This is a genomic window from Pigmentiphaga sp. YJ18 (genome assembly GCF_038066655.1).
Classification (GTDB): Bacteria; Pseudomonadota; Gammaproteobacteria; order Burkholderiales; family Burkholderiaceae_B; genus Pigmentiphaga.
Window position 1 is genome coordinate 1,056,697 of sequence record NZ_JBBUKU010000001.1, and the last position, 24,553, is coordinate 1,081,249.

Annotated in this window: 24 protein-coding genes; 13 read left to right on the forward strand and 11 right to left on the reverse strand. The window is 70.0% G+C overall.

Annotated features, from left to right (window positions below):
* Positions 1-59: 59 nt before the first annotated feature.
* Positions 60-1,055, forward strand: a complete 996-nt coding sequence (locus tag WKR98_RS05200) for a Bug family tripartite tricarboxylate transporter substrate binding protein (protein ID WP_341432276.1) — start codon at positions 60-62, stop codon at positions 1,053-1,055.
* 3 nt (positions 1,056-1,058) lie between these two features.
* Here WKR98_RS05200 and WKR98_RS05205 read toward each other — a convergent pair whose 3' ends face one another.
* A complete protein-coding gene (locus WKR98_RS05205; protein ID WP_341432277.1) occupies positions 1,059-2,099 on the reverse strand; it encodes a porin in 1,041 nt (346 codons plus the stop codon).
* A gap of 146 nt (positions 2,100-2,245) precedes the next feature.
* Positions 2,246-3,250, reverse strand: coding sequence for a Bug family tripartite tricarboxylate transporter substrate binding protein (locus tag WKR98_RS05210; protein ID WP_341432278.1), 1,005 nt, complete (start codon positions 3,248-3,250; stop codon positions 2,246-2,248).
* Positions 3,251-3,532: 282 nt separating this feature from the next.
* Here WKR98_RS05210 and WKR98_RS05215 point away from each other — a divergent pair, with 282 nt between their 5' ends.
* The 5 genes from WKR98_RS05215 to WKR98_RS05235 all read left to right on the forward strand — a co-directional run bounded on the left by WKR98_RS05215 (position 3,533) and on the right by WKR98_RS05235 (position 9,846).
* Positions 3,533-4,783: a LysR family transcriptional regulator gene (locus tag WKR98_RS05215; protein ID WP_124687137.1), complete on the forward strand. Its 1,251-nt coding sequence runs from the start codon at positions 3,533-3,535 to the stop codon at positions 4,781-4,783.
* A 255-nt stretch (positions 4,784-5,038) separates the two neighbouring features.
* Positions 5,039-6,019, forward strand: a complete 981-nt coding sequence (locus WKR98_RS05220; RefSeq protein WP_341432279.1) for a hypothetical protein — start codon at positions 5,039-5,041, stop codon at positions 6,017-6,019.
* Between the two features lie 29 nt (positions 6,020-6,048).
* Positions 6,049-7,152: an alcohol dehydrogenase catalytic domain-containing protein gene (locus WKR98_RS05225; RefSeq protein WP_341432280.1), complete on the forward strand. Its 1,104-nt coding sequence runs from the start codon at positions 6,049-6,051 to the stop codon at positions 7,150-7,152.
* A gap of 37 nt (positions 7,153-7,189) precedes the next feature.
* Positions 7,190-8,467 (forward strand): M24 family metallopeptidase, encoded by a 1,278-nt coding sequence (locus WKR98_RS05230; protein WP_341432281.1) that lies wholly within the window; start codon positions 7,190-7,192, stop codon positions 8,465-8,467.
* Positions 8,468-8,538: 71 nt separating this feature from the next.
* Entirely contained in the window at positions 8,539-9,846 is a 1,308-nt protein-coding gene (locus WKR98_RS05235; RefSeq protein ID WP_341432282.1) for an MFS transporter, read from the forward strand.
* 14 nt (positions 9,847-9,860) lie between these two features.
* On the opposite strand, the gene WKR98_RS05240 is transcribed toward WKR98_RS05235, so the two are convergent.
* A complete protein-coding gene (locus tag WKR98_RS05240; RefSeq protein WP_341432283.1) occupies positions 9,861-10,646 on the reverse strand; it encodes a class I SAM-dependent methyltransferase in 786 nt (261 codons plus the stop codon).
* A gap of 68 nt (positions 10,647-10,714) precedes the next feature.
* On the opposite strand from WKR98_RS05240, the gene WKR98_RS05245 reads away from it, so the two are divergent.
* Positions 10,715-11,053 carry a tRNA-binding protein gene (locus WKR98_RS05245; protein WP_124687143.1) on the forward strand — a complete coding sequence of 113 codons (339 nt, stop codon included), beginning with the start codon at positions 10,715-10,717 and terminating at the stop codon, positions 11,051-11,053.
* On the opposite strand, the gene WKR98_RS05250 is transcribed toward WKR98_RS05245, so the two are convergent.
* From WKR98_RS05250 to WKR98_RS05275, 6 genes are read right to left on the reverse strand one after another with little or no spacing between them, the layout of a single operon-like run.
* The gene (locus WKR98_RS05250; protein WP_341432284.1) at positions 11,050-11,607 is read right to left on the reverse strand and encodes a GNAT family N-acetyltransferase; all 558 of its coding nucleotides are present in this window, start codon (positions 11,605-11,607) and stop codon (positions 11,050-11,052) included. The genes WKR98_RS05245 and WKR98_RS05250 overlap by 4 nt on opposite strands.
* Positions 11,608-11,610: 3 nt before the next feature.
* A complete protein-coding gene (locus WKR98_RS05255; protein ID WP_341432285.1) occupies positions 11,611-12,435 on the reverse strand; it encodes an IclR family transcriptional regulator in 825 nt (274 codons plus the stop codon).
* A gap of 30 nt (positions 12,436-12,465) precedes the next feature.
* Complete coding sequence (locus WKR98_RS05260; RefSeq protein WP_124687146.1) at positions 12,466-13,176, reverse strand: aspartate/glutamate racemase family protein; 711 nt, start codon at positions 13,174-13,176, stop codon at positions 12,466-12,468.
* Positions 13,177-13,178: 2 nt separating this feature from the next.
* Positions 13,179-14,078 (reverse strand): ABC transporter permease, encoded by a 900-nt coding sequence (locus WKR98_RS05265; RefSeq protein ID WP_124687147.1) that lies wholly within the window; start codon positions 14,076-14,078, stop codon positions 13,179-13,181.
* A 3-nt stretch (positions 14,079-14,081) separates the two neighbouring features.
* A complete protein-coding gene (locus WKR98_RS05270; RefSeq protein ID WP_341432286.1) occupies positions 14,082-14,858 on the reverse strand; it encodes an ABC transporter ATP-binding protein in 777 nt (258 codons plus the stop codon).
* Complete coding sequence (locus WKR98_RS05275; protein WP_341432288.1) at positions 14,855-15,847, reverse strand: ABC transporter substrate-binding protein; 993 nt, start codon at positions 15,845-15,847, stop codon at positions 14,855-14,857. Before WKR98_RS05275 ends, WKR98_RS05270 begins: the two co-directional genes overlap by 4 nt.
* A 127-nt stretch (positions 15,848-15,974) precedes the next feature.
* On the opposite strand from WKR98_RS05275, the gene WKR98_RS05280 reads away from it, so the two are divergent.
* The 6 genes from WKR98_RS05280 to WKR98_RS05305 are packed head-to-tail and all read left to right on the forward strand — an operon-like array spanning position 15,975 to position 22,389.
* The gene (locus WKR98_RS05280; protein ID WP_124687150.1) at positions 15,975-16,982 is read left to right on the forward strand and encodes a zinc-binding dehydrogenase; all 1,008 of its coding nucleotides are present in this window, start codon (positions 15,975-15,977) and stop codon (positions 16,980-16,982) included.
* Between the two features lie 10 nt (positions 16,983-16,992).
* A complete protein-coding gene (locus WKR98_RS05285; protein ID WP_341432289.1) occupies positions 16,993-18,789 on the forward strand; it encodes an AMP-binding protein in 1,797 nt (598 codons plus the stop codon).
* A gap of 27 nt (positions 18,790-18,816) precedes the next feature.
* Positions 18,817-19,686 carry a VOC family protein gene (locus WKR98_RS05290; RefSeq protein WP_341432290.1) on the forward strand — a complete coding sequence of 290 codons (870 nt, stop codon included), beginning with the start codon at positions 18,817-18,819 and terminating at the stop codon, positions 19,684-19,686.
* 11 nt (positions 19,687-19,697) lie between these two features.
* Positions 19,698-20,894: a M20 aminoacylase family protein gene (locus WKR98_RS05295; protein ID WP_341432291.1), complete on the forward strand. Its 1,197-nt coding sequence runs from the start codon at positions 19,698-19,700 to the stop codon at positions 20,892-20,894.
* Positions 20,891-21,325 carry a PaaI family thioesterase gene (locus WKR98_RS05300; protein ID WP_238160245.1) on the forward strand — a complete coding sequence of 145 codons (435 nt, stop codon included), beginning with the start codon at positions 20,891-20,893 and terminating at the stop codon, positions 21,323-21,325. Before WKR98_RS05295 ends, WKR98_RS05300 begins: the two co-directional genes overlap by 4 nt.
* Before the next feature lie 2 nt (positions 21,326-21,327).
* Entirely contained in the window at positions 21,328-22,389 is a 1,062-nt protein-coding gene (locus WKR98_RS05305; protein WP_341432292.1) for a CaiB/BaiF CoA transferase family protein, read from the forward strand.
* On the opposite strand, the gene WKR98_RS05310 is transcribed toward WKR98_RS05305, so the two are convergent.
* Positions 22,352-23,932, reverse strand: a complete 1,581-nt coding sequence (locus WKR98_RS05310) for a class I adenylate-forming enzyme family protein (protein WP_341432293.1) — start codon at positions 23,930-23,932, stop codon at positions 22,352-22,354. The genes WKR98_RS05305 and WKR98_RS05310 overlap by 38 nt on opposite strands.
* Positions 23,929-24,552, reverse strand: coding sequence for a 2-hydroxychromene-2-carboxylate isomerase (locus WKR98_RS05315; RefSeq protein ID WP_124687155.1), 624 nt, complete (start codon positions 24,550-24,552; stop codon positions 23,929-23,931). Before WKR98_RS05315 ends, WKR98_RS05310 begins: the two co-directional genes overlap by 4 nt.
* Between the last annotated feature and the right edge of the window lies 1 nt (position 24,553).

The window sequence follows — 24,553 nt, forward strand, 5'->3', positions numbered from 1 at the left end:
GCGGGCCGGATCGCAAGTGACCGCAGTGTCACGCAGTGCCATACCTACTGGAGACAAGCATGCCCAAGTCCATTCCGTCCGTCCGTACCCGGCGCGCCGCCTGTCTGCTCGTGGCCGGCAGCCTGCTGTCCGCCCACGCCGCCGTCGGCGCGAAAGAGGAAGCCTGGCCCGCCAAGCCCATCCGCGTCGTCGTGGCCTTCGCGCCCGGTGGGCTGACCGACATCATCGCCCGGGCCTTCCAGCCGCGCCTGGCCGAGATCTTCGGCCAGCCGGTCATCATCGAGAACCGTCCCGCGGCCGGCGGGACCGTGGCCGAAGGCGCCGTGGCGCGGGCTGAGCCGGACGGCTACACGCTGCTGATGACCGCCGACGGCGTGCCGGCCAATCCGCATCTCTACAAGGGGCTGTCCTACGACATGTTCCGGGACCTCCAGCCGGTCAGCCAACTGGTGCGCATTCCGCTGGTCATGCTGGTCAATCCTTCGCTGCCGGTGAAGTCCGTCAAGGAACTGGTCTCGTTCGCCGCCGCCGCGCCGGGCAAGTATTCCTACGCGAGCCCCGGGGCGGGCACCAGCAACCATCTGTTCTTCGAGGTGTTCAAGGACATGACCCGGATGGACATGGTGCATGCGCCGTACAAGGGCGGCAGCCCCGCCATGACCGATCTGGTGGGTGGGCACGTGCAGGCGCTGCTGATCTCGGCCACCCTGGCGGTGCCCCAGGCGCTGGGCGGGAAGGTGCGGGCGCTGGCGGTCACCAGCGACAAGCGCATGGACGCGCTGCCGGACGTGCCCACCTTCGCCGAGGCGGGCTATCCCACGTTCAATCCGCACCAGTGGACCGGCCTGTTCGTGCCGGCGGGCACGCCGCCGGCGCTGGTGGCCCGCATCCATCAGGCCTTCGCGAAGGCGGCCGAGGCGCCCGACGTGCGCGCGCGGCTGAAGGAACTGTCGGCCGATCCCTACATGACCACGCCCGAGGAGTTCAAGAAGAACCTCCTGAAGGACTACGACATGCTGGGCGCGCTGATCGAAAGCAAGGGCATCACGCGCTAGCGCCTAGAACGAGTGCCGCATGCCGACCTGGAGGGCGGTCGGGTCCGAGACACTGCCGGTGCCGACGCCGCTGTTGGCGAAGCGGCTCAGCTGGTAGTTGGCGGCCGCCTTGTTGGCGACGTGCGAATACTGGGCATACAGCGTCGTCCGCTTGGACAGGTCGTATTCGTAGCCCAGCGTGATCTGGCGCGCGTCGTTGCCCGAGGCGGCGGCCGGCCGCGATGCATCGAGCAGGCCCAGGCTGCCCAGCAGGCGGCCGCTGGACGTGACGTTGAAGCTGGCGCCCAGCGTCCACAGGCCGACCCGCGCATCGGGCGCCGCGCCGTTGTCGGTGCGGAACTGCCAGTAGCTCAGGTAGAGCTTGGCGCGCCCCAGGTCGTAGCTGCCGCCGGCCATCCATTCGTTGGTGGCGTGCACGCCGGCGTTCAGCACGTCGACGCGGTTCCAGGCCAGGCCCAGGTACAGCGGGCCCCGCTGGTACTGGCCGGCCGCGCCGGCATGGCGGCCCATCTTGCCCTGGGTCGTGCTTTCCGCTCCCAGGCTGTAGAACAGGCCCGCGCGCAAGCCTTTCCAGACCGGGCTGTCGTAGCGGACGGCGTTGTCGGTGCGCGAGACGCCGGCGGCCATCAGCACCTGGGAGGTGCTGTACGGCGCGACGTTGAAGGCGTTCGAGCGGATCTTCAGGTCGTAGATGGGGCTGTACTCGCGGCCCGCCGTCAGCGTGCCCCACCGGCCGGACAGGCCCACCACCGACCGGCCGCCGAAAAACTGGCCGCCCACCTGGGTGCCGTCGTCGACGTTGAAGCGGCCCTCCAGCACGAACAGCGCCCGGTTGCCGTTGCCGAGGTCCTCGGTGCCGCGCAGGCCCCAGCGCGACTGGGTCAGACCGCCGGACTGGAGCCGCGTGGCCTTGTTGTCGCCGGACTTGATGTACTCGATCGAGGCATCGACGATGCCATACAGGGTGACGTTGCCCTGGGCGTGGGCCAGGCCGGGCGCCAGGGCGGCGGCCGCCAGGGCCAGCAGGGGCTTGAATGTCTTCATCGGGTGTCTCCGTTGCCAGTCGTGGCTGGCTCGTTTGGGGGAAGCATGGGCGCGCGGGGACCGGCCCGGGCTGCGCGGACGCGCAGCGGGCCGGCGCCGTCCGCCGGGACGGCGCGCGATGCGGTCGTGCGTAAGGTGGAGGCCGGTTATTCGGGCTGCAGGCCGGCGTTGGCGATGATGGCCTTCCAGGCCTGGAGCTGGTCGCGGACCAGTTGCGAAAAGGCCTCGGGCGAGCTTTCCACCGGTACGAGGCCGACCGAGGCGTACTTGGCCTTGACTTCCGGCGTCGCACCGACTTGCGCCACCGCGCGGGCGATGGCCTGGACGACCGGCACCGGCGTTCCCGCCGGGGCCAGCAGGCCCTCGAAGCCCACGAGGCCGAAGTTCGAGAAGCCCGCCTCCTTCATGGTCGGCACGGTGGGCGTCAGCGCGGAACGCGTGGGACCGGTGCTGGCCAGCACGCGCAGCTTGCCGGCCTCGACCTGCGGGGCCAGCGTGGAATAGCTGGCGAAGACGGCCGAGACGCGGCCGCCCACCACGTCCATGACGGCGGGCGGGGTGCCCTTGTAGGGCACGTGCAGCATGTCGGCGCCGCCTTCCTTGGCCAGCAGGCCGCCCAGCAGATGGGGCGTGGTGCCCGCGCCGGGCGAGGCGTAGGTGTACTTGCCGGGAGCCGCCTTGGCCAGGGCGATGAATTCGCGCACGGTCCGGGCCGGGATGCCGGCGTTCACGGCCAGCCACAGCGGCGCGTCGGCAGCCTGGGCCACGGGCACGAAGCTGTTGATGGGGTCGTAGGTCAGGTTGCGGTAGAGCGAGGGCGCCTGCACGAACGCGGTCGAGGTGAACAGCAGCGTGTGGCCGTCCGGAGCGGCGCGCGCGACGGCGTCGCTGCCTATGGTGGTGCCGGCGCCGGGCCGGTTCTCCACCACGACGGGTACGCCCCAGGCCTTGCTCAGGGGGTCGGACAGGGTGCGCGCCGACTGGTCCATGGAACTGCCGGCCGGGCCCGGCACGACGATCCTGACCGGGCCGTTCGGGAAGCCCGCGGGCTGGGCCACGGCGCACGCCAGGGGGGTGGCCAGCGCCAGCGCGTGCAGGGCGCGAAGCCCGTGGCGCGCCGCCGCGGCGGGAATGTTGTGAGTGGGTTTCATGTCGTCTCCTCGATCCTGGCGGCCATGGTCCGCAACCGGCCGCCGCGCCGTCAAAGCGCGTTCTCGCATTTTGAGACAGATCGAGCGCCAGGCATAAGGCAATCCGATCGGCTTGCGGAGCCCCCGGGACGCCGGAAAACACCGCGCGGCGAGACGCCAGGAGGGAGATCGGTCCCTGCGGCTGCCATAATGCCGATAAAAAAATAAGATGGCATTTGAACAAGCTTGTATGCCGGCGCCGCGCGCCGTGCCCCACCCTGGAACTTTTTCCGGATCCGCATCGTGCCGACTCCTCCCAAGCGTCTCGCTTCCCTGCCCAGCCTGGCCCATTTGCGGGTGCTGGGCGCGGTGGCCCAGCACGGCAGCGCCACGCGCGCGGCGGCGGCCCTGTTCCGTGCCCAGTCGGCGGTTACCCGATCCATACGCGAGATCGAGCAGGCGCTGGGCGAACCCCTGCTGGAGCGGCGCGCCACGGGCATGGTTCCCACCGCGGTCGGCCGGGCGGTGCTCGACCGCAACGCGCGGGTGTTCGGCGAACTGGAGGACCTGGCGTCGTGGTGCGCGGCAGGGCAACCGCGCGCCCGCACGGCCGTGGCACCGACGGTGCCGAGCTACCTGCTCAACACGCGCCGCCTGCAACTGCTGGTGGCGCTGGCCCGGCATCGCCACATGCCCACGGCCGCGCATGCCCTGGGCATCAGCCAGCCAGCGGTCAGCGCGGCCATACGCATCCTGGAAAGCGGGGCGGGCTTCCCGCTGTTCGATCGCACGACCAGCGGCCTGCAGCCGACCGAGGCGGGGGAACAGTTCGTGCTCCAGGTGCGCCGGGCGCTGAACGAGCTGCGCCACATTCCCGACGACATCGCCGCGGTGAAGGGCAGCATACGCGGCCAGGTGGTGGTCGGCGGGCTGCCATTCGCGCGCACCCGCATCCTGCCCGAGGCCGTGGCCCGGGTCAGCCGTTCCCACCCCGGCGTGCGCGTCGTGACCGACGAAAGCGCCTACGAGATCCTGGCCGCGGACCTGCGCGCCGGCGACGTCGATTTCATCTTCGGCGGCCTGCGGGCGGCCGACATGGCCAGCGGCTTGCGCGGTGAAATGCTGATGTCCGAGGCCATGGTGGTGCTGGCGCGCAGCGACCATCCGCTGGCGGGCAGCCGTGGCCTGACCCTGGCCCGGCTGGGCCGGCAGCAATGGATACTGCCCCGCGCCCACACGCCCGCCCGGACCATCCTGGACGACGTCTTCGCTCGGGCGCGCGTGCGCACGCCCGAGCCGGCGGTGGAGACGGCCGACCTCGCCATGATCCGGGGGCTGCTGCTGCGCACCGACATGCTGGCGATCCTGCCGGCCCAGCAACTGCACTACGAGTGCCAGACCGGCAGCCTGGCGGTGCTGGACATCGCGCTGCCCGGCACGGAGCGGGACATCGGCCTGACCCTGCGCGCCACCGGCGAGCCGTCTCCGGCGGCGCGGACGCTGATCGAGGCGATACGGGACGTCGTCGCCGGGATGGCCGCCTCGGCGGCGTGAGCCGGGCCGGCCGATCAATCTGGCCTGCCATGGCATCTATTTTATTTATCGGCATGGCACCATCGTACCCGTTCGGCCGGCGCGGCCCGGCCCCTGGAGAAACGGGGTTTTCCGCCATCGGAATTCCCTGCTGATACGGCGTTTCCAGCCAGCCGAAAAAAATTATCGTCGTCTTGTCTTTCTCCTTGCTTGCGGCCATGATGCGCGCACCGGAGGCCGCCACGGCCATCCCCATCCGATCACGCGAGACCAAGCATGAGCATCGTCCAGGAACATCTCGACATCTTTCCGTTCGACACCCCGCCCGTGGTGCTGACGCGGCGCGAGGCGCTGCTGCTGGACGATCCCGTGCCGTCCACGGTGAAGGCGCCCGAGCCGCCGCCCATCGAGGCCATCCACTACGCGCCGCGCTACTCCGATCAGAAGGGCCCCCAGCGCAACGTCTACGAAAGCCCCTACCTGCGCATCGAACGCCACTCCATGGCGCATGGGCGGCAGCGTTTCTATCACCGCAACACCGGCGCCGACGAGATTTCCTATCAGGTGGACGGCCAGCGCCTGCTGATGACGGAGCTGGGTTCGGTCGACCTGGTGCCGGGCGAGTTCGTGCGGCTGCCCAACGGCGTGGCGCACGACAACTATGGTCGACAGGACATCCATCTGCTGCTGTACGTGTCGGACCCGGCGGCCGAACTGCTGCCCGCGCGCCGGACCTCGGAACATCGCCAGACGCCGTTTCCCGAGTGGCAGCCCGCGGTGGTCAACGAGATGGTGTCCAGGGACCTGGCCGGCCCGGGGCAGTACCTGGTGCTGGCGCCGGCGGACGAACGCCTGCTGCTGGATCATGCGCTGAACGACCCGCGCCGGCTGGCCGTGCTCGACCCCGGTGACGAGGGAGCAGGGGCCTGCTGGATCTACCGCTCGACCCACGTCTGGATCGGCCGCACGCGCCGCCCGGCCAGCGACGGCCGCGTCTACCAGCGCCACCTGAACGCCGACGAAGTGCAATACCAGGTGAGCGGGCACCGTACGCTGGTCACGCAGCGCGGCTGCCTGGAGATCGAGCCGGGCGACTTCGTGCGCATCCCGCAGGGCGTGGCCTTCACCAGCATTCACCACGAACCCGGCGAATACCTGATGCTGGCATCCCGCCACGAGATCCCGCAGTCGGCCCAGGGCACCAGGCAGGGGGACAGGCGCGATGCCGCCGTGGTGGAGCGGCTGCGCGCGCGCTGAGCCCAGAGACGAATGACAGGATACGGAACATGAAGCAGATGATCGCCGCCCGCGCCCATGCATCGGGCGAACTCAAGCTGGAAACGGTGGACGTGCCCGAGCCGGAAGCGGGCGAGGTGCTGGTGCGGGTGGCCAGCGCGGGCATCGCGCCGGGCATCACCAAGCTGCTGGCCAAGGGGCGCTTTCGCCACCTGCCGACCACGCTCGGCCATGAAATCGCCGGCGTGGTGGCCGAGGCCGGCAACGGCGTCGATCCGGCCCTGGTTGGCCGGCGCGTGCGCGTCTCGCCCAGCCTGACCTGCGGACGCTGCGAATACTGCCTGAGCGGGCGCGAGCCCATGTGCCCGTCCACCGCGATGATCGGCCACGCGGCCTTCGGCACCGGCCCCATGCCGCTGTACGAGCGCTATCACGACGGCGGCCTGGCCGAATACGTGCGCGTGCCCGCCACCCACGTCGATCCGCTGCCGGACAACGTCAGCTTCGAAGTGGGCGCCAAGCTGCACGACCTGGGCAATGCCGTGCGCGCGCTGCGGCAGACCGGCATGCCGGCCTCCGGCCGGCTGGTCATCACCGCCGCCACCGGCACCATGGGCACGGCCTCGATCAAGTTCGCCCGTTTTTTCGGCGCGCGCGAGCTGGTGCTGGTCGGACGTTCCGGCTCGCGCCTGGAGGCCCTGCGCCCGCTGGCCGGCGGCCTGCCCGTGCGGACGGTGGCCCTGGAAGACCTGCCGGGCTGGGAGGACGACGAGGGCCTGACGCGGCGCCTGGGCGAACTGCTACCCCAAGGGGCCGACGCGGTGCTGGATTTCTTCCCGTCGGGGCCGGGCACCGCGCAAGCCATGGCGGCGCTGGGCACGGGCGGCGCGCTGGTTCACATGGGCGGCAACACGTCCATGCTGCCCTTCTCGATCCGGGACATGATGCATCACTGCTGGCGCTTCGTCGGCACCCGTTCCTGCACGAAAGAGGACACGGACCTGGTGCTGGACCTGCTGGCCTCGGGCCAGGCCGCCGCCGACGATCTCATCACCCACCGCTTTCCGCTGTCGCGGCTGGCCGAGGCCATGGAGGCCACCGGCAGCCGCAAGGAACCGATCTGGATGGCCATCGTGCATCCGGATGCCGTGTAACCGCTTTTCTTCGCCCGCCATGACCGATACGCCGACGATGCATCCCTACCGCCGCTTTTCCCTGGCCGAACGCGACCGCCGATGGAAGGCCGTGCGCCGGCGCATGGCCGAGGAAGGTCTTGCCGCCATCATCGCGCCGCCCAATCCGGGCAATTCCACCGACTGGCAGGCCGATGCCCGCTACCTGTCCCACTGCGGGGGCGGAGCCGACACGTCCATAGGCGTGGTCTTTCCTCTGGAAGGCGAGGTCACCGTCGTCGCCACCTCGGCGCAGGAACGGTGGGGGCCGCTGGTGCAGGACTGGGTGGCGGACGTGCGCACCGTCAACCGGCAGTTCGGCGCCGCCATGGGCGAGCGGCTGCGGGAACTGGGTCTGGACGGGCAGCGCATCGGCATCAGCGGGCTGGTCGGCGGGACCCGTACCCCCGAGGGCACCATCATGCACGGCACCTACGAGGCCCTGGCCCGCGCGGTGCCGAACGCGAGCTTCGTCGAGGTGGGCGAGCTGATGCAGGACGTGCGCGAGATCAAGAGCCAGGAGGAGATCGACGTCCTGCAATGTTCCATCGACCTGGTCGAGCGCGCGCTCGAGGCGCAATTGATCGCGGCCCAGCCCGGCGTGCCCGACTACGTCGTCTGGGCCGAGACCATGCACGCCATGTTTCGCCGGGGCTCGGAGCTGTCGGTGCATTTCAACTGGGTCAGCGGCGATAATCCCGGCCGCACGCTCACGCGGCCCACCGCCCGGCCGCTGCGCGGGGGGGACCTGATCCTGGGTGAGATCGAGGCCTCGGTCATCGGCTACCGCGCCCAGCGCCTGCCCGTGGTGGCGGTGAACCGCTGCCCGCCCGTCATCCGCGACCTGTCGGCCATCCATGGCGACATGTACGCCGAACTGCTGAGCGTGCTGCGCGCCGGCGCCACCGTGCGCGAGGTCATTGCCGCGACGGTGGACATCACGCGGCGCATCGCGCCGCGCAGCGGCCCCCTGGCCGGGCTGAAGGCTGCGCTCATCCTGCACGGACGGGGGCTGGGCGACGACCGGCCGCTGGTGCTGACCAAGCTTGGCGGCGACCCCTTCTACGGCGCGACCGAGCGCGCCATGGAAGCGGTGTTCCCCGAGGACGGCGTCTATATCTGCAAGCCCGCGATCTCGACCGCCGACGGCGTGGTCCAGTTCGCCTGGGGCGACACGGTGCGCGTCGCCCCAGGCGGCGCGCGACGCATGGGCAGGATGCCCCACGGCGTGCAGGTCTCGGAACCCGGGCCGTTCACCGACTGGCCCACCGACGTCACGGTGCTGGGCGGGGCATAGCGGGGCCCGCCACGCTGCGGGGGAATGCGCTACGATGGGCGCGGCCAAAAAGGCATCCCACCGGAGCGGGCATGGAGAACAGGACGCCGATCGATCCCTACCGCAAGATCAGCGCGCGCATCATCCCCCTGATGATGCTGCTCTACCTGATGGCCTTCCTGGACCGGGTGAACATCAGCTTCGCCGCGCTGACCATGAACCAGGACCTGGGTTTCACGCCCACCATCTTCGGCTGGGGCGCCGGCATCTTCTTCATCGGCTACTTCCTGTTCGAGGTCCCCAGCAACGTCATCCTGGAAAAGGTCGGCGCGCGCCTGTGGATCGCGCGCATCATGGTCACCTGGGGCCTGATCTCGGCGGCCATGGCCTTCGTGTCGGGCACCGCGAGCTTTCTTACGCTGCGCTTCCTGCTCGGGGTCGCCGAGGCGGGATTCCTGCCCGGCATGCTGCTCTACCTGACCTACTGGTTCCCGGCCCGGCACCGCGCGAAATTCATCGCCCTGTTCATGGCGGCGGTGCCGCTGGCCAGCGCGATCGGTTCGCCCATCTCCGGCCTGCTGGTCGGCATGGACGACCTGATGGGGCTCAAGGGCTGGCAATGGCTGTTCATCCTGGAGGGCCTGCCCTCGTGCGTGCTCGGCATCGTGGTCCTGTTCGCGCTGCCCGACCGTCCGGTCAATGCGAAATGGCTGTCGCCGGAAGAACGCGGAATCGTCGAGGCCGACCTGGCGCGTGACCGGCTGGCCGCTACCGGCCGCAGCCACCACGCCATGTGGCCGGCCCTGGTGGACCGGCGCGTGCTGGTGCTGTGCGGCGTGTATTTCGGCATCGTCATCGGGCTGTACGGCATCGGCCTGTGGCTGCCGCAGATCGCCAAGGCGATGGGATACTCGAATGCCGCGGTCGGCTTCATCGTGGCCGCGCCCTATGCCGTCAGCGCGGTGGCCATGCTGGCCTGGGGACGCCGCAGCGACCGCAACGGCGAACGCGCAGGCCACGTCGCGGCCGCGGCCCTGGTCAGCGTCGCCGGGCTGCTCGCCAGCCTTTACTTCGGCACGCCGTGGATCGCGCTGTGCTGCCTGGGCCTGGCCTCGATCGGCATCTATGCCTGCCTGGGGCCGTTCTGGGCCATGCCGCCGCTGTTCCTGCAAGGCACGGCCGCGGCGGGCGGCATCGCGCTGATCAACTCGGTCGGCAATCTGGGCGGCTTCGCCGGCCCCTACCTGATGGGATGGATCAAGGAACGCACCGGCAGCTTCTCGCTGGGCATGGCCGCGTTGGCCGGCTGCCTGGGCGCGGCCGCGATACTGGCGCTGTCGCTGAAACGGGAAATGCGGGCGATGCGTGACGCGCGGGCGCCGGATCCGGGCCAGGCCTAGGTGTTCATGGTGTCCTACGCGGGGTCCGTTCTTGCCAGGCAATACGCGGCGGTGTCGTAGGGCAGCGTCACGGCGGCGTGGCCGCGCAGTTCGGGCTCGGCCTGGATCAAGGCCTGTAGCCGCTGGTCCACGCCGGCTCGCTGTTCTGGCGGCAGCGCCGAGATGAAGCTGGTGGAGCGCACCCGGTTCAGGATGACGTCTTCCGGGGATCCGGTATGGCCGTTGGCGTAGTGCCGCTCGTCCATGGGCCCGAAGCCCGGGTGGGGAAAGGCCTGACGCCAGGCGCCGGTGTAGTAGCGCGGCGCGTCGCCCTCGAATTCGTTGACGATGCGGTCGATCGCGGCCACCCAGGGGACGTTTGCGTCGCGCATGTTCCAGACCAGCCCCAGCCGGCCATCGGGCTTGAGCACGCGATGGATCTCGTCCAGGGCTTCGGCCGTGGCGAACCAGTGGAAGGCCTGCGCGCACACGACCACGTCGACGCTGGCATCGGGCAGCGGGATGGCGTCGGCCGTGCCGACCAGCGGCCGGACTCCGGGATGGGCCGCGGCCAGCTTGTCCAGCATGGCGGCCACCGGTTCCACGGCGATCACGCTGGCGCCGGTGGCAAGCAGGCGGGGCGTGAACTTGCCGGTGCCCGCGCCCAGGTCCAGCACGGTGGCGCCGGCATGCAGGCCCAGCGTGTCGCGCAGCCACCCCGCGATTTCCGGCGGATAGTCGGGACGCCCGCGGACATAGGTGTCGGCCCCTTTGGTGTAGCCGTCGGCGGCCGAGTGATGGATGGAGGTCGTGCTGTCCATGTGTTCTCTCCGTGAAAGCGCGGGGGCGATCTGTTTTACCATGCGCGTTTGCCGGGCAAGGAGGCCGCATGCAGGAAATCAACTGGGACGACTTCATGAAGGTCGAGCTGCGCGTGGGCCGCGTCGTCAGCGCCGAGGTGTTCGCCCAGGCGCGCAAGCCGGCCTACGTGCTGCACGTGGATTTTGGCGAGGAGCTGGGTGTGCGCAAGTCCAGCGCGCAGATCACGCATCATTACCGGCCGGAGGAACTGGTGGGCCGGCTGGTGGTGGCGGTGGTGAATTTCCCCCGCAAGCAGATCGGACCGTTGATGTCGGAGTGCCTGGTGACGGGCTTTCACGACGAGAACGGCCATGTCGCCCTGTGCGTGCCGGACAAGGACGTGCCGCCGGGTACGCGTCTGCTCTAGCCCGTCGTATGGCCGCGCCGCGCAAGCCATTCCTCGCGCGTGATCTCCCAGATCTCGCTGGGCAGCCTGCCCGACACGTAGCCGCGCTCCTCGGTGGCCACCACGCGCATGCCGCCGCGCGCCGAGATCCGGCTCGAAGCGATATTGGCTGCGGCCTTGGGCACTCGCAGCAGGGGCTTGTCCAGCACTTCGAACCAGTAGGCGGTGGCCGCCACGGCGGCTTCCGTCATCAGGCCCCGGCCTTGCCATTCCGGCATGATCCAGAAGCCGCGGTTGTTGTCCGGGTCGTCCATCAGGCTGATCACGCCGATCAGGCGGTCGGGCTCCTGCCTGGGCCGCAGGCTCCAGTGCCACTCGCGGCCCTGCTCCATGGCCGGCAGCGCCGCATCGCGCAGAAACACGAACGCGCCGTCTTCGGGATAGGGCCAGGGAACGCGGTCGGCCAGGAAGCGCACGATTTCCCAGCGCGCGAAGGCATGTTGGATGGCCGGGGCATCGGCCAGCGTCAGGGGAGGCAGCAGCAGGCGCGGCGTGGAAAGCGCGGGAATGGGCATGGCCTACTCCGCCGCGGGTTTCCAGCCGATGGAGCGCGATACGCCCTGGGTTTCCTCGACCAGCGCCGCGGCGATCTCGGCGGCGCTGGGCACGATCGCCTGGCCGGGCGGTTCGCGGAAGATCAGCGTGATGACGGTGGACAGCGCGCCCTGGTAGTCGAGGATGGGCGCGGCCAGGGCCGACAGGTTGTTGACGTAGTGGCCGTGGTTCTCGGCATAGCCGCGTGCGCGCACGGCCTGCCTCGTCTGGTCCAGGTCGGCGGCGGCCATGCGTTCGCCCCGCGCCTTGGCGCGCGCGACTTCCTTCTGGATGAAGGGTTTGGTGATGGCCGGCGGGAGGTGGGCCATGAAGGCGATGCCCGAGGCCGAGGTCAGAACCGGGAACACCGATCCCAGGCCGAGGTCGGTGCCGATCAGGAAAGTGCTGCGCTTGAGCCGTATGCAGGTCGGCCCCGATTCGCCCCACACGCACAGCAGGCCCGTCAGGTCGAAGCGCGTACAGATGCGGTCCAGGGCCTGCGAGGCCAGCGTGAAGACGTCGGTCTTGGTCATGGCCGACACGCCCCAGCGCAGCGCCTGCGGCCCCAGGCCGTAGTGGCCGGTGGCCGGGTCCTGCACCACCAGCCCCGACTTGGCGAAGCTGGTCAGGTAGCGGTGCGCCTGGCTGGCCGAGATGCCGGCGTCCCTGCCGATGTCGCGCAGCGGCAGCGAGCCGGTGGCGGCCGCCAGTGCGTCGATGACCCGCACGCCCACTTCGACGGACTGGATGCCTTTCTTTTCGCGCACGGCGGGCGCCGCGGCACTCTTGGGCTGTTTCGATGCGGGCATGCGGGGCAACCTGTCAGGTAATGGACGCAATCATGATGGTCCGCCCAGGGCCCGCTCGACCGCGGCTTCGGCATGCAGCCGGGTGGTGTCGTAGCAGGCGAGCGACGGCGCCGCGCCGTCCAGCAGCAGCGGCAGTTCGGTACATCCTACGACGACCGCCTGCAGGCCGGCGAGCCGCATTCTATCAATGACGGCCAGCAGGCGCTGGCGCGAATCCGGGTCGATGCGGCCGCGCGTCAGTTCGTCGACGATGATGGCGTCGATGGCCGCGCAGTCCTCGGGAGGCGGCGGGACCAGTTCGATGCCGTGATGGTCGCGGTACCAGTCCGCATAGAAGGGCGACTGGGTGACGTGGCGCGTGCCGATCAGGCCGGCCCGGCGCACGCCGGCGGCCTGTAGGGCCGTGGCCGTCGGGGTGCCGATGTGAAGCAGGGGCAGGCCGGCGCCGCGTTCGACCTCGTCGGCGAAACGATGGGCGGTGTTGGCCGTCAGCAGGAAGAAGCCGGCGCCGGCCCGCGCCAGTCGTTGGCCGGCCTGGACCAGCGCGCCGCCGACGTCGGCCCAGCGGCCCGCGGCGCCCGCCTGCAGCAGCGGTTCAAAGTCCAGCGTGACGAGGACGCTTTCGGCGTTGTGGTGGCCGCCGGCACGGCGCTGCATGGCTTCGTTGAGCAGCCGGTAGTACAGGGCCGACGATTCCCAGCTCATGCCGCCTATGAGGCCGATCAGCTGTGTCTGTGGCATGGTCACAGTCCTCCGATGGGGCCGGCGCGCGTGCGCAGGCCGGGTAGCGCCAGCGTGGCGATGACGAACAGGCCGGTCAGGAACTTGAGGTCGGACGGATGCAGTCCGCTGGCCAGGCCCAGCGATACCAGCTGGTAGTAGACGATGGAGCCGACGACCGGCGCGCAGACCTGGCGGGCGACGGTATGGCGCCCGACCAGCGCCTCGCCCACGATCAGCGAGGCCAGGCCGTTGATCAGGATGCCCAGGCCCATGGTGACATCGGCATAGCCCTGCTGCTGCGCCAGCAGCGCGCCGCCCCCGGCAACGATGGCGTTGGCCAGCGCAAAGCCGCCGACGATATAGCTGGCCGACCGGATGGACAGGGCCGGCGCGAGCCTGTCGTTGGCGCCCACGCAGCGCATGGACAGGCCGATCTCGGTGCGGAACAGCCACACCAGCGCCAGTACGCCCGACATCGCCAGCGCGCCGAAGACCGCCACCTGCCAGCCGTTGGACAGCAGGATGGTTGCCGAGACCGCGTCGAACACGTTGTGGCCCGATGGCAGCGAGGCGTTGGGCTTGCCCAGCACCCGCAGGTTCACGCTCCAGAGCATGGTGAATACCAGGATGCCCGCCAGCAGCGAGTGGATGCGAAAGCGCAGGTGCAGCCACGCGGTGGCGGCGCCCGCCGCCGCGCCGGCCGCCACCGCCAGCAGGGTCGAGGCGAACGGGTCGAGCCCGGCGATCACCAGCGCCGCGGCCAGGCAGCCGCCCAGCGGCAGGCTGCCTTCGCAGGTCAGGTCGGGCAGCGACAGGATGCGGAACGGGATCATGATGCCCACCGCGACCGTCGAATAGATCAGGCTTTGCACGAGGGTGACGGGTATCAGGAACCAGAAGCTTTCGAGTAGGGCCATCATGGGTCAGCTCAGCATCATGCGGTCGTCCGCGATATGAAAACGTTCCACCAGGTCGGCCACGCCCAGGCCTTGCTTGTCGGCGGCGGACAGGTCGGCCCGTACCGCGCCGTCGGCCATCATGACGATGCGGCTGCCGTACTGCAGCGCGTGTTCCATGTTGTGCGTGACCATCAGCGTGGTCAGCCGGAGCGCCGCCACCAGGTGGCGCGTGGCTTCCATGACGGCGGCGGAGGTCCGCGGGTCGAGCGCGGCCGTGTGTTCGTCCAGCAGCAGTACCTGGGGGGCCTCGAGCGTCGCCATGACCAGAGCCAGCGCCTGGCGCTGCCCGCCGGAGAGCAGGCCGGCGCGGGCGCCCAGGCGATCCTCCAGCCCCAGGCCGAGCCCCGCCAGCGCCTCGCGGTAGCGGTCGCGGCGGCGGCCTGTGAGCGCCTGCCGCCACCCGCGCCCGCGCGCCCGCATTTCGGCCAGCACCAGGTTTTCTTCCACGCTCAGCATGGGCGCGGTGCCTGTCATCGGGTCCTGGAAAACGCGCGCCACGCAGCGCGAGCGGCGGTGTTCCGGGCTGCGCGTGACGTCCTTGCCGGCGATCTCGATCGTGCCCGAATCGGGCAGCAGCGCGCCGGCCACGAGGTTGAGCAGGGTGCTCTTGCCGGCGCCGTTGCCGCCAATGACCGCGACGAACTCACCGTCGGCCACCGACAGGTCGAGGTCACGGGTGGCGGTCTTGGCGTCGGGCGTGTTGGCGTTGAACGTCTTGCACAGGCGGGCGATGCGGATCACGGCGCGCTACCCGGTTGGCCGACGACGCAGTTGCAGTCCTTGTAGGCCGCCGGCACGGACAGGTTCAGCGCCTTCAGCCGGGCCGCGCTGAACAGCGGATGGTGATCTTCCGGGGCGGGACGCCATGCCGGGATGGCCTGGGCGTTTTCGCCCTTCAGAATGCGGCCGGCGATGCGGCCGGCGGCTTCGCCCGACTGTTCGAAGGACACGGCCAGGGCCGCGGCCGCCTGGTTCTGGCGGACCATCTCGGGAATGGTGGTGACGACCGGCAGCTGCGCCCGCTCGGCCGTGGCGGCGATGGTGGCCGCCCCTTGCTGGATGCGCCCGGAAGCCACCGGGTAGAGGGCATCCACCCGGCCCCGCGCCGACTGCACGCGTTGCGGCAACTCGGATGGGCTGTCTACGCCTATCTTGACCAATGCGATGCCGTGTCTGCCGGCGATGGGGGCCAGCCCGTCCAGCGCGGCGGTCGAGCTGTCGTCGCCCGTGTCGTACAGCACGCCCAGGCGCTTCAGGCCCGGGATGACGGCCTTGAAGAAGGTCAGCACCGCGTCGTAGTCCAGCGCCACCGACGAGCCGGTCAGCAGCCGTTCCCCGCTTTTCCAGCCGCCGACCAGGCCGGCATGGACCGGGTCGGCGATGGGCGTGAACACGATGGGAAAGCTGCGCGTGCGCAGCTGCTGTATGGCCGTGAGCGAGACGGGCGTGGCGATGGTCACCATGAGGTCCGGATTGCCGCTGGCCAGCTTGTTGAGCATCTGCGGGATGAGCGACCGGTCGAAATTGACGTTGGTCTCGTCCAGCGCCAGGTTCTCGCCCGGCTTGAACCCTTCCGCCGCCAATCCTTTCCTGAAGCCGGCGATGGTGGCGTCGAGCGTGGGATGCGGCCCCCATCCGGCGATGGCGACCTTCTTGTTCTGGGCTTGGGCGGGCACGGACGCGCATGCCGCCAGTACCGCAGTGAAAACCAACTTGGACAGCGTTCGCATGGCTCGGCTCCAAAGTTTGAATCATTGCACTATGAACAACATGTTGGATACTATACAAAACGAAAAAACGCGGCAATGGTGCTTTTCCCTCTTTGCTCATGACTGTCTTCCGCACAAAGGAGCTGCCTTGAAAGCCGTTTACTTCAATGAACATGGCGATCTGTCCGTGCTGCGCCACGGCGACGTGCCCGAGCCCGCCGTGCCGGCTGGCTGGGTCAAGATCCGGGTCCGGGCGACCAGCTTCAACCATGCCGATCTGTTCTCGCGCCGCGGCATGCCGGGCATCAAGGTGCAGTTGCCGGGCATCAACGGTTCCGACTGCGCGGGGGACATCGCCGAACTTGGCGAAGGCGTGACAGGGTGGAAAGTGGGCGACCGCGTGCTGCCCATCCCGCACCAGGTCGATTGGACCGCGGGCACCTTCGACATGCTGGGCGAGAACCGCAACGGTGCCATGGCCGAGTACTGCGTGGTGCGCGCCAGCCAGTTGATGCGCCTGCCCGACAACGTGTCCTACGAGGACGCGGCCTGCCTGCCGTGCGCCTATGGCACGGCCCACCGGATGCTGCATGGCCGCGGGCGCATCCAGGCTGGCGAGACCATCCTGATCCTGGGCGCGTCGGGCGGCGTGGGCAACGCCTGCGTGCTGCTTGCCAAGATCGCCGGCCTGCGCGTGATCGCCGCCGCGGGCGATGCGGACAAGTGCCGCCGGCTGGAGGAAATGGGCGCGGACGAGACGATCGACTATACCCAGGCGTCGTTCGATCAGGTCATCCGGGAGAAGACCGGTTCGCTGTTGCGCGGCGGCGGCGTGGACGTGGTCGTGAACTTCACGGCGGGCGACACGTGGCTGCCGTCCATGCGCTGCGTCAAGCGCTTCGGCCGCCTGCTGTGCTGCGGCGGTACCGGCGGCTACAAGGCCGTGACCGATATTCCCTATCTGTTCACGTCGGAAATGAGCATCATCGGCTCCACCGGCTGGACCCTGGAAGACCAGGAGCAATTGGTGGCGATGGTGGCCGACGGCCGGCTCAAGCCGGTCATCGACCGGATCGTGCCCCTGTCGCGGGCCATCGATGCCTACGGCGCGTTCGAGCGGCGCGAATTCTTCGGCAAGATCGTCGTGACGCCGTGACGGGGGCGCCATGATTCCGTTCGACACGGTATTCGCCAGCGCGGCCGATGCGGCCCGGTTCGCCGCCGTGCCGCCTTCCGGGCGGTTGCCGGCGCGCGATCTGCCGCATCTATTCGCGCTGGCGGCCCGGCGGCGCCCGCGGGCGCTTGCCATCCGCCATCTGCCCCGGGGGCTGCTGGGCGACGCGCCCGAGGACTGGACCTTCGAGCGCCTGCACGAGGCCGTGCTGCGGGTGGCGGCCAACCTGGCGGCGGCGGGCATCGGCGCCGGCGACACCGTTGCCGCGCTGCTGCCCAACGGCCCGCAGACCGTGGCCGTGGTGCTGGGCGCGCAGGCGGTGGGCGTGGTGGCGCCGATCAATCTCTATCTCGAAGCCGGCGAGATCGCCACGCTGCTCGATGCCATGGCCGCCCGCGTGCTGGTGGCCGATGGCGACGTGATCGAAGCCAAGCTGGAGGCCATACTCGCGGCTTGCCTGTCGCCCCCCAGGCTGCTGCGCCGGGCCGACCTGCTGGCGCCGCCGCCGGCGCCTTGTCCGCTGCGCGAGCGCGGCGCCGAGCAGGTGGCGCTGTTCCACACGGGCGGTACCACCGGCCTGCCCAAGCTGGTGCCGCTGACGGGCGACAACTTCGCCGTCTGCGCCCTGTTCTCCAGCTATGGCTACGGCTACGCCGAGTCCGACCGCGTGTACGCCGCCATGCCCATGTTTCACGTTGGCGGGCTGCTGGCCAGCGCGCTGTTTCCGCTGGTCAATGGCGCCTCGATCATCATCGCCGGTGAACTGGGCTACCGGGGGCCGGGCACGGTGGCCGATACCTGGGCCCTGGCCGAGCGCGAGCAGGCGACGGTGCTCATCGCTCCGCCCACGGTCATGGGCCAGCTGGCGCAAAGCATGCCGTCCAAGGCGCGGGTGCCCGCGCTGCGCCTGCTGGTCAATGGCGCGGCGGCGCTGCCGGTGTCCATCGGCAACGCGCTGGTGGATCGCCTGCGAGTGCCGTTGACCGAACCGTGGGGCCTGACCGAAGCCTGCCTGGCCGTGACCTCCATGCCCCTGCACGGCCCCCGCCGCGCGGGATCGGTCGGCGTGGCGCTGCCGTACTGCCGCGTCAAGGCCGTGCGGGTGGATGCGCAGGGCCGCGAGACCGGCGACTGCGGCGTGGACGAGATCGGCGTGCTGGCCATCGGCGGCCCCAGTGTGTTCGCCGGCTATCGCGGCGTGGCGCCCGGGCGCCAGCCGTTCTTCCGCGACGGCTGGCTGGACACCGGCGACCTGGGGCGGGTCGATGCCGACGGCCATGTGTGGATCACCGGCCGCGCCAAGGACCTGATCAAGCGCGGCGGCCACGGCATCGATCCGGCGGTGATCGAGACCGCGCTCTACGCCCATCCGGCCGTGGCGCTGGCGGCGGCGGTGGGCCGGCCCGACGCCTACGCCGGCGAGCTGCCCGTGGCCTACGTGCAGCTCAAGCCCGGCCACCTGGCGCTGCCCACCGAATTGCTGGCGCTGGCGACCCGTTCGATCACCGAGCGCGCTGCCGTGCCCAAGGACGTCATCGTGCTGGACGCCCTGCCGCTGACCGGCGTGGGCAAGGTCAACAAGACCCTGCTGCGCCTGGATGCCGCGCACCGCAGCTTCGAGGCCCTGCTGCGCGAACTGGTGGGCAGCGGCCAGCGGGTGGGCCTGGAGGTCGCGCCCCATCCCCGCTACGGCACCTTCGTGCGCGCGCGCGTGCCGTCCATCCACGTGGAGGGCGCGCGCCGGCTGCTGGCGCAGTTTCCCTACCAGCACGAAGTGCTGGCCCTGTAACCCGAATCAGACATGGAACCGAAACCGATGAACACGAGCAGCCACGGCATCGAAGAGCTGGATCACCTGATGACCTACGTGGCCGACCTGGATGCCGCGGGCACGGCCTACGAGCGGCTGGGGTTCCGGCTGACGCCGGTGTCGAACATCGCATCCATGGGCATCGCCAACCGGCTGGTTCCCATGCGTCCGCGCACGCCGGGCGCCGCCAACTTCATCGAACTGATGGGTGTGGCCGATGCCTCGCTGCTGCCCGCTCCCATGCGCGAGGTCCTGTCGGGCGCGCCGGGCATCAAGTCCATGGTGATGATGACGGGCGATGCGCAGGCCGCGCATCGCATGCTGGTGGACGCGGGCTATCCGTTCGCCGCCCCTTCGCACGTACGGCGCGAGTGGGCGATTCCAGGAGAAGGCTCGGTCTGGCCCGAGTTCGACGTGCTCCTGCCCATTCCCGCGCCGCTGAAGTTCAACGTCTGCCAGTACCACAACGTCGAGCTCTACCTGCGCGAGGACTGGCTGGAGCATCCCAATACGGCGGAATCGCTGCTGGCCGCCATCGGGGTGGCCAGCGACGCGCGGTCCGCGGCGGCCTACTTCGAGCGCCTGTTCGGCGTCGCGGCGGTGCGGAGCGCCGACGGCGGCCACGCCGTGTCGCCCGGCAGGACCGAGCTGGTGCTGTACGAGCCGGCCGCCTTCGAGGCGCGCTTCGGCTGCCCGGCGCCGGCCGGGGGCGATGGCGTGGCCTACGCCGGCATGCGCATCGCCGTACGCGACCGCGATCGCCTGGCCGCGCTGCTGGACGCCAACGGCGTGCCGCATGCGCGGGTTGGCGGTATCGTGGTCGATCCGCGTTCGGCGTGCGGCAACGTGATCGAATTCGTCGAACGGACGCCATGAGGGAAGCCGCCATGAATCCGCTCGAGGAAATCCAGGCCTATCGCGACGAACTGGTCCGCATCCGCCACGATCTTCATGCGCACCCCGAGACTGCGTTCGAGGAAGTGCGCAGCGCCGCTCTGGTGGCCGACACGCTGGAGTCGCTGGGCATCGAGACGCATCGCGGCATCGCGCGTACCGGCGTGGTGGGTGTGCTGCGAGCCGGCCGCGGCACGCGCGCCATCGGCCTGCGCGCCGACATGGACGCGCTGCCCATGACCGAGGCCAATACCTTCGCCCACCGCTCCACCGTGCCCGGCAAGATGCACGGCTGCGGCCACGACGGCCACACCGCGATGCTGCTCGGCGCCGCGCGCTACCTGGCGGCGCACCCCGATTTCGACGGGACGGTCCACTTCATCTTCCAGCCCGCCGAGGAAGGCGAAGGCGGCGGCCGCCTGATGGTCGAGGAAGGCCTGTTCCAGCGCTTTCCCATGGATGCGGTCTACGGCATGCACAACATTCCCGGCATGCCGGCCGGCACCTTCGGCGTCATGCCGGGACCGATGATGGCCTCGTTCGACCTGCTCGACATCGAGGTGCGCGGCCAGGGCGGCCACGCGGCCTTCCCCCATGCGGCCAACGATCCGGTGCTGGCGGGGTCGGCGCTGGTCTGCGCCTTGCAGGGCATCGTCAGCCGGCGGGTGAGCCCGCTCGACTCGGCCGTGGTGTCGATCACCACCTTCCACGCGGGCGAGACCCACAACGTCATTCCGCCCTCGGCCCGGTTGTCGGGCACGGTGCGCGTATTCAAGGACGAGGTGCGCGACGCGGTCGAGGCGGACATCCGCCGCATCTGCGAGGGCGTGGCGCATACGCACGGAGTGGGGATCGAGCTGCGCTACGACCGCCGCTATCCGCCCACGATCAATACCGAAGCCGAAGCCGCCCTGGCCCGCGACGCGGCGGTGGCCCTGGTGGGGTCTTCCCGGGTGCTGACCCAGGCACAGGCCCTGATGGCGGCCGAGGATTTCGCCTTCATGCTGCAGGCCCGGCCCGGCGCCTATGTCTGGATAGGCAACGGAGAAGGCCGGGAAGGCGGCTGCATGGTGCACAACCCCCACTACGACTTCAACGACGCGATCCTGCCGCTGGGCAGCGCGTACTGGGTGTCGCTGGTCCGGACGGCGCTGCCGCGGGCCGGCCTGGAACAAGGATCTTCATCATGAACGACGCTTCTTCTCCTTCCGCCATGACCACCGGCGACATCCAGAAATGGCTGGACGCGTCGCCCTTCATCGGCTTCCTGGGCCTGCGCTGCGACCAGGCCGACGTCGCGGCCGGCACGCTGTCCATGACCATGCCCATGCGCCGCGAACTGGAGCGTGGCGCGGGCGGCAGCCAGTTCCACGGCGGCGCCATCGCCTCGCTGATCGACACCGTAGGCTGCTTCGCGCTCATCATGGGCACGAAGCAGCCCGTTCCCACCATCAACTTCCGCGTCGACTATCTGCGGCCGTCGGCCGGCACGGGGCTGACCGGCAAGGCTCGGGTCCGGCGCGCGGGCAAGACGGTGGGCGTGGTCGACGTCGACGTGTTCGACGACCAGGGACGACTGGCCGCCGTGGGCCGGGGCTGCTTCGGCATGCCGGCGGCCTGAGCATGGACGCGCACGCGGCGGGGCCGCTGGCCGGCCTGCGCATCCTCGACCTGACGCGTTTCCTGCCCGGTCCGCTCGCCACGCAGCAACTGGCCGACCTGGGCGCGGAAGTGACCAAGGTCGAGGAACCCGCGGGCGATCCCGCCCGCCGCATGGGCCCGGGCCGCGGCCCGGTGTCCGAGGTCTTCCTGGCGATCCACCAGGGCAAACGCTTCGCGACGCTGGACCTGAAGGCCGCGCAGGGGCGCGACGCCCTGCTGGCGATGGCGCGGGACGCGGATGCGCTGGTCGAAGGGTTCCGGCCCGGCACGATGGCGAAACGGGGACTGGGCTGGGAGACGCTGCACGCGGCCAACCCGCGCCTGGTGCTTTGCTCCATCAGCGGCTATGGACAGTCCGGTCCCTGGGCGCGGCGGGCGGGCCATGACATCAACTATCTGGCCCTGTCCGGCGCGCTGCACCAGAACGCCGGGCGGGATGGGATGCCGGTGCTGCCCGGATTGCCGGTGGCGGACGCCCTGGGTGCGCAAGCCGCCGCCACGGCGCTGTTGGCCGCGTTGATCGAGGCCGGCCGCACGGGGCGGGGCCGCCACGTGGACGCGGCCCTGGCCGACGCGCCGTTCGCCCAGCACGTGCTGGCCCAGGCCGAGGTGCGCGCAGATGGTCGCGCCGAAGCGCCGGGCCACGGCCTGCTGACCGGCGGGGCACCCTGCTACGGCGTCTACCGCTGCGCGGACGGCCGTCATCTGGCCGTGGGCGCGCTGGAGTTCAAGTTCTGGACGGCGCTGTGCGAGGCCTTGCGGCGGCCGGACCTGGCTGCCTGCCACTGGAGCCAGGGCATGGCGCCGGGCGGCGCGGACTCGCTGCGCGTGCGGGGCGAGCTGGAGCGGATATTCCTGAGCCGCGACATGGATGCCTGGGCGGCGCTGCTGGAGCCCTGCGACTGCTGCATCACGCCGGTGCTGCGCATGGAAGAGGCCATGGCTCATCCATACCATGCGGCGCGCGTTCGCGTACCGGCATCGGTCAGCTCGCCGCCGCGCCCGATGCCGCCAGCTCCCTGAGGCCGGCCTTCGATATCTTGCCCACGCCGATGCGGGGGAAATCCTGGACGAATACGACCTCGCGCGGCACCTTGTACTTCGCCAGTTCCCGCTGGCATGCCGCGATGATGGCGTCGGCCAGCCCCGTGACGCCGCCATCCGCCGGCAGCCGCACGAAGGCGATGGGAACTTCGCCGTAGACGGCGTCGGGCCGGCCGACCACGGCCACTTCGCTCACCCGGGCCACCGTCCGGATGACCCGTTCTATCTCGGCCGCCGAGACGCCTTCGCCGCCGACCTTGAGCAAGTCCTTGGCGCGGTCGCCGAACTGGATCGAGCCGTCTTCATGCAGCAGCACGTTGTCGCCCGTCCTGAAGTAGCCGTCATCGTCGAAGGCATCCCGCGTCGCTTGGGCATTACCGAAGTACTCGGCGAAAAGAGTGACCCCCCGTATGCCCCGGACCAGAAGATTGCCGCGTTCGCCGGGCAGGCAGTCGCGGCCCCGGTCATCGACGATGCGCACGCCGTAGCCGGCGGATGGGCGGCCGATGGCGCCCGCCCGCGGGGGCGACCACGGATCGGTGACGATGCCTTGCGCGACCATTTCGGTCATGCCCCAGGCTCCCATCATCCTCATGCCGAAATGGGCCTCGTGCTCGGGCAGCCACAGCGCATTGCACCATTGCCGGAAGGCGTGGCCGCGGGGAACGGGCATACCCGCCAGCACGTTGGCGCTGAAGATGACGTGAGACCCCACGGTGCTGCGATGCTCGAGCGCGACCGGCCAATAGCGGCTGGCCGAGAAGCGGGGCTGCAGGACGATGCTGGCGCCGGCCCAGAGCGCGGGAAAGACCGACCACGACAGGCCGACCACGTGGAACAGCGGCAGGAAGACCTGAAAGACGTCGTCGCCACGCAGGCCTTGCTGCATGGCGCCAAGCCTGCCGGCCCACAGGGCATTGGCATGCGTCCATGCCACGCCCTTGGGGCGCGAGGTCGTGCCGCTCGTGAACAGCACGGACAGCGGCGCGGACGCGTCGGGCGGGCGTTGCGGCGCGGGCGCGGCCAGCAGCGCGGCATGGCGCTCGTCGGGCCGTGGCGCGGTGGCGGCGTCGGCGGGCTGTCCGGCATCGTCGTCGGTGATCGCCAGCCATTTCAAGCCGGGGCAATGGCCGCGGATCTTTTCCGCGAATTTCGGATGCGTGACAGCTCCGCAGGCCTCGGTCAGTTCGGCGAAATAGGCCAGCTCCGGTCCGGCGGCCATGGCATTGGTGGGAACACAGACGGCGCCCAGATGCGCGCAGGCGAAATACGTCAGCAGGAATTCCGGACAGTTCTCCAGATGCATCAGGACGCGGTCGCCGGCGCGCACGCCGCGCCTGCCGAGGCCGCCCGCCAGCGAGGCGACCTGTCCGGCGAATTCGGCGTAGGTCCAGGTGCGCGATACGCCAGGCTCCGGCGCCCAGGTCAGGAACGGGTGCCCGGGCCGCTCGGCCGCCTTCCTGCGGAGCAACGCGGCCAGATCGTGGCCGGTGAATTGAAGCAGTGCGTCCTGGTGAGTCATGGCGGGGGATCCCACGAACCGTGCTCGAGCCAGTGTTCGAGCATCCATAGGCGGTCCACCCCCCAGAGGGGTTGGCCGTCGACGATGAAGAAGGGCACGCCGAACACCCCCTGGGCGACGGCGTGGTCCACCTCTTCCTTGAGCGCGGCCTTGATGCCGGGCGATTCCATGCCTTGGCCCAGCGCCCCGGTATCCACGCCCAGCAATGCCGCTTCCTCCAGGACCGCCTCGGTGGTGGAGATGTCTTCCCCCTTGGCCCACAGCCTGGCGCAGATGGCTCGGGCAAAGCGCGCGGCCCGCGCGGAATCGTGCCGCTTCAGCCAGAGGAAGGCGCGCAGCGCGCGGATGGGAGATACGTCCGGATGGCGCAGCTCGCATATCGGCACGCCCAGCAGGCGCGCCATGCGGTGCTTGTCCAGCCGGGAGTAATCGGCCTTGAGCGGTGTGGCCGGAACCGGCTTCAATCCCATCACCTGCAGTACCGTGACGCTCAGGAGCACCGGCCGCCAGTCCACCTGTCTGCCATGGCGCGCCGCCAGCGTCTCGATCCGGGTCGAAGCCAGGTAGCCGTAGGGAGAGATCGGATCGAAATAGAAGGCGATGGGAGAAGGCTGGTCCATG